This is a genomic window from Dokdonella sp. (genome assembly GCF_049593775.1).
Classification (GTDB): domain Bacteria; phylum Pseudomonadota; class Gammaproteobacteria; order Xanthomonadales; family Rhodanobacteraceae; genus Dokdonella.
Genome location: NZ_JBAWHJ010000459.1, coordinates 1 through 5,237, shown reverse-complemented (window position 1 = coordinate 5,237; position 5,237 = coordinate 1). Strand labels below are relative to the sequence as shown.

Sequence of the window (5,237 nt, the reverse complement as noted above, 5' to 3'; positions counted from 1 at the left end):
GCGGTTTGATCTGGACGCATGCGAGAGGGTTTGGCGGCGTGTTTCTCATTGAGACTTACCGATATGAGTCCAAAGCCCCTGAGTCTGGAGCTGAATCGAAGTGCCCGGATCTCGATTTGTGACCAGGAGCCAAAACCCGCCTTTCTGGTTCAGGCTCCCATCAAGGGGGCTTCTTTGTCCTACGTTCGGGTCAGCGACGAGAATCTGCCTCGCGCGCATGCATTTCTCTGCTCGGTCCTGATTGATGGCCGCAAGGACCCGGAGATAGGCGAGCAGGATGCAGTCGAACTGCGACGCATCGGTCTGTTCGCTCCTGCAGATGCAATGCCACAAACAGTGGCCTATCAATTCCCCGTGCGTGATCCTGCCAACGCGGATACGTCCTGTACACGCTCTGCTCTGGAAGGCCCGAAAGGGCAGGCGACACATCCAGGCTCGCTGCGTCTCCCCGCCGAATGGCCGGAGCAGGCGCTCCGGTTCGAGCCGCATCACCACGGCAGCGTGTGGGCACCGGTTCGGCTGGCTGGCAGCACCGAACAGGTTGGGGACCCGGCCGGAGTGTGCTCCGATGCCTGGCAGCCGGGAACGGTTCTCGATGTGGAGGCGACCCATGCACACTTCGCGATCGAAGGTTTTGCCATCCTGGAAGACCTGCTTCCAGCCGAGCACGTCGAGGAACTGGCTCGGTACTTCCAGGCGGTGGCGGCGCAGGGCTTTTTGCCATGCGACGAAGTCCGCGGAGCCCGCCGCCACTATGCCTACAATCATCCGGTCGCGAATTTCTGGCACCATCAGTTGAACGAGCGCGTGTCGCAACTGGCGGGGCGACCCACGAAACCTTCCTACTCATTCGTGTCACTGTACTTGGCGGGTGGAGACCTGCTCTGGCACACCGACCGACCTCCTTGTGAATATACGGTGGCGGTGTTGCTCGACTACGCACCGCTGGACTCCGATGGCCGATCGCCCTGGGGATTCAAGCTGAAGGGTCGCGACGGCGAGGATCATTCGCTGCACCAGCGCCTGGGCGAGGCCTTGATTTTCAGGGGGCGGGAGCTGATGCACGGCCGCGATGTGCTGCCGGATGGGCATCGCTCGGCATCCTTGCTGTTTCATTTCGTCAACGAAGACTATGAAGGAGATCTGGAGTGACAATCGCGCTTCAGAAATCCGGCGTCGCCCATGCCGGCACGCTGCGGATGGTGCAAGGATGATCGTGGATCAGGCGGCAGTACCAACCACGGACACGTCGAGCACATCCACGCATCGCGTCCAGTCCTTCTTCCAGAGGCTCGGCGACACGATCGCAGCTGAGCTCGGCGATGGCCGCGAAGCGGTACATGCCAATCTCGAACGCGTGGCGTCAAGACAACTGACGGCTTTCAATCCATCTGCGCATTTCGATCACGACGATCTCGTCGACTACGTGCTAAGCGCGGACATCTTGTGCAAGCAGGCGGACCTGGAAGGCAAGTTCGCGGAACCCCCTGTCTCGCTCTACCACGGCGTCGACTTCGACATCTCGGCCCTCACCTGGCTGGACGGCACCACCAGCATCCATCAGCACAATTTTTGCGGTGCCTTTCATGTGCTGGCAGGTTCCAGCATTCACAGCCGTTACCGCTTCGACGCCTGGCAGTCTCCGGAACCGTTGCAGCGCGCGATAGCCGGACGTCTGCGGTTGCTGGACCTGGAAGTACTTCGTGCCGGCGATACTCGCATCATCGCCCGCGGCAACAACTTGATCCATTCCCTGTTCCATATGGATCGCCCGTCGGTGACGATCGTGATTCGCACGATCTCTGACGATTCCGCTACCGAAGTCCAGTACGACTACCGATGGCCAGGCCTCGCGCACGACCCATTCCAGCTGCATGCGCCAACCACGCGCAAGTTGCAGTATCTGCGCATGTTGCGCGTGCTCGATGAAGATGCCGTGCACGTGCATCTGCACCGCGTCCTGGAGAATGCCGACCTGCTTCTGGCCTACCTGCTGATCTCGGAGCAGACCCGAATTTCCGGCAACCCGGAACAGGCTCGAATTCTTTCCTCGATGTGCACGGCGTTGCCTGCCGAGCAGCGTGAACTGCTATTCAAGGCGACGCACAATGATCTGCTGAGCCGTGCCCTCGTCAATTTCCGGCGCAAGCTGCATGATCCGGGGCACCGCTACTTGCTTGCCCTGCTGCTCAATGTGTTCGACAGACAAGAGCTTCTGCGCCTGGTTAAGCGTGCATATCCCGATGTCGACCCGGTCGATCAGGTCATGGGTTGGGTTGCTGAAATGACGGGCAATACAGATCGGTTTCCCAATGTGATTGGCCTCAGTTTCAGCACCACCGAACTGCGCATGCTTTCCGGCATGTTCCGTGGTGCGGGCCTGGATGCCGTGCTCGCCCAGTTCAACGAGCGCTACGGCGCGGCAGAAGTCGCCAGGCAACGAGAGGATTTGTCCGCCCTGTTCTTCGCCCTGAAAACCTGCGCACTGTTCCATCACATCCTTGCGGACCTGCCAGATTAGCGAAGGCATGAAACAGCCGCGGCATCCGAGGGTCGTTGTCACCTGCCAGTGCGCCGATCTGCGGACCACTGCAAGAGGACATCACTGCGCGAGGTGGGAAATCACCCATGCAGCGGGTGTCGTGATCCCGCTTCCCTTTCTGACGAATCACTCTCTCGGCCAGCCCGGGTTGCGCCCGGAAAAACCGTGACCAGGGAATCTGATCAAGGTTCGTTCGACGAGTTGTGCATGACCGGTTGGTAACCTCGATCCCTCACGTCCTGAACCATTGCGTCGATCTCGTCGGTCGTCACATTGAGTATCTTCAACGCAATTGCACCGAGGCGCAGGCTGGACTCAATCGTGTCCGGGTAGGCATGAGTGGCACCTGCGGCCAGAAGGCGTGTGCTGGTTTCGAGATCCTGCGCGCGCACGATGACTGGAACCTGAGGTGCGGTTCTCTTCAAGTACGACATCGCATCCAGTGCCGCGTCCGCTCTGTCGATGGCAATCACGACCAGGGCAGCTCTGTGTACATGAATGCCGGACAGCAACCCCGGGTCGGCGATGTCGCCAAGCCAGACCTCGTGCCCATCTGCCCTCCCTTGGCTGACGCGCTTCGGATCGGTATCAAAAGCCACGAACGGAACGCCGCTTGCGTGCAACAGCACGGCAATGGTGTGTCCCACGCGGCCATAGCCTCCAATCACTACCTGTTGCTCCGTCACGTCCGGAGCTTCGGCGGCATCGTGATCTTTCGGATCAGGCGTCTTGACCAGCAGGGATGCAATCGCGCCGTTGAAACGAATCAGCAGGGCGCCGATGATCATCGACAGAAGTACAGAGCTGATCGCGATCTGTCCCAGCTGCATGTCGAGTACGTTCGAGTCGAGCGCGATTGCAATGAGCGCGAGCCCGAATTCCCCGCCTACACTCAGCATCAGCCCGGTACGCCATCTCATCCGGGCATCGACTCCAACCTTGCCCACCATGCCGGCAACGATGAGGGTCTTGCTGGCAACAATCAGCAAGGCACCCAACACGGCCCAGTGCCAGATGGGCGGAATTGCCGCCGGGTTGAAACGCATGCCGATGCCGATGAAGAACAGTCCCAGGAGCACGTCCCGGAACGGGCTGACACTGGACTCCACCTGGTGGCGAAACTCGGTTTCGCCCAGCATCATTCCGGCAAGAAAGCCTCCGAACGCCAGCGATAGTCCCAGACTGTTTGTAACCCAGGCAGCAAGCAAGGCGACCAGCAACACCGCCAACGTGAACATCTCCAGCGATCTGCGCTTGGTAACCAGATGGAACAACGGACGCAGCAGCCAGCGACCTGCGAAGAAGACCAGCGCAAAGGCAAGTACCGCCTTGGCAAGTGCAAGACCCAGGCTCCCCGCCAGCACACCAGCGGAGACCGACATGCCAAGTACCGGTATGACGACAAGGAACGGTACGGCCGTGACATCCTGAAAGACCGACATCGCGAGCCCAAGGCGACCGTGCTGGGTATTTTCCTCACCCTGTTCGTTGAGCAGACTGGAAATGATCGTGGTGGACGATTGCGCGAATACGGCGCCGAACACGAATGCGGCGGCCACAGGCAGGCCGGCGAACCACATTACGGCTCCGACCACCATGGTGGTAAACGCTACCTGTCCGGTGCCCAGGCCGAGAACCTGATGCCGCAACGCATGCAATTTCGGCAGGGAGAAGTTCAGGCCGATGGTGAACAGCAGGAACACGACTCCGAACTCCGCCAGCGTTTCCAGCTCCGGCATCGAAACTACGGGGCCGATCGTGTGCGGCCCGAGTATTACGCCAACGAGCAAGTATCCGAGGCTGGTGGGGATATGCAGGCGCTGAAAGATAACCACCACGGTGATCGCGGCAGCCAGAAGCAAAATGATCTGGACAAGGTATTCCATGCGGGTTCTATTTCTTCGTGAATGCCGCGGGCCGAATCGAGCCTGTCGATCTGCAGCGGCTTGCGGAGTATCGAACAGGCTATCAAAAAAGACATGGGCGAAGAATCAGCAATTGAAACGCAACAGCGTCAGCAAGTGCAGGCAACCCCTGGCAGCGCGGCGCAGCCTGCGTGGTAGGCTCATGTTTCCTGCAAGTGCATACGAGTCTTTCGGACACGTTGTCCATGACCAGACGACTATCGATCTGCCTGCTGAGTGGTGTCCTGGCCTTTGTCTGGCCAGATGCCGGCTGGGCGGGTCAGGAATTCGATCAGTTGCAGGCACTGGCATATTCGGACCCGGCCGCGGCGCTGGTGCAGGCCGATGCGGCGTCGGAGGCAAGGACGCTTGCGCCCGGTGAGGCGGACCTGATCGTGGCGCGGGCGCTGTACTACCAGAACGGGTTCCGGGCATCGCTATCGAGACTGGCACGCGCCGAGCCCTACTTTTCAGAGGATAGGCTGCCGGAGCGCTACGCGGTTCTACGCACGCTGGTTGCACAAAATTACTACCGCATCGGTTCGCTCGAACAGGCCATGATCGCTGCACGCGAGGCCGAGCGCATTGCCGAGGCTATGGATGAACGGCCTGTTCTCGCCCAGGTCTACAACATCATCGCCGCGGTCTACGTCGCTTCGGCGGAGCCCGAACCCGCACGCGAATATTTCCAGCGGGCGCTTCGGGTGTTTGAAGCGCTCGACTCCAGACCCGACATCGCCAAGCTTCGCAACAACCTCGGCGTGCTGTACATTGAGATCGGTGAGTTCGAC

General features: G+C 60.1%; 4 protein-coding genes. 3 read left to right on the top strand and 1 reads right to left on the bottom strand.

The annotated features are described in order from the left end of the window. The first annotated feature begins 63 nt into the window (after positions 1–63). Positions 64–1,152: a hypothetical protein gene (locus WBP53_RS15835; protein ID WP_423930649.1), complete on the top strand. Its 1,089-nt coding sequence runs from the start codon at positions 64–66 to the stop codon at positions 1,150–1,152. Positions 1,153–1,210: 58 nt separating this feature from the next. Then, on the top strand, positions 1,211–2,521 hold the full coding sequence (locus WBP53_RS15830) for a hypothetical protein (RefSeq protein ID WP_423930647.1): 1,311 nt from the start codon (positions 1,211–1,213) through the stop codon (positions 2,519–2,521). A gap of 203 nt (positions 2,522–2,724) precedes the next feature. On the opposite strand, the gene WBP53_RS15825 is transcribed toward WBP53_RS15830, so the two are convergent. Further along, entirely contained in the window at positions 2,725–4,428 is a 1,704-nt protein-coding gene (locus tag WBP53_RS15825) for a cation:proton antiporter (RefSeq protein ID WP_423930645.1), read from the bottom strand. A gap of 224 nt (positions 4,429–4,652) precedes the next feature. Between WBP53_RS15825 and WBP53_RS15820 the strand changes: the two genes are divergently transcribed. Next, the coding region (locus tag WBP53_RS15820) for a tetratricopeptide repeat protein (RefSeq protein WP_423930643.1) at positions 4,653–5,237 on the top strand (585 nt) is incomplete at its 3' end.

Bases quoted from the DNA above. Each gene is read 5' to 3' on its own strand.
- WBP53_RS15835 (WP_423930649.1), top strand. From the start codon at position 64: ATGAGTCCAAAGCCCCTGAGTCTGGAGCTGAATCGAAGTGCCCGGATC.
- WBP53_RS15830 (WP_423930647.1), top strand. From the start codon at position 1,211: ATGATCGTGGATCAGGCGGCAGTACCAACCACGGACACGTCGAGCACA.
- WBP53_RS15825 (WP_423930645.1), bottom strand. From the start codon at position 4,428: ATGGAATACCTTGTCCAGATCATTTTGCTTCTGGCTGCCGCGATCACC.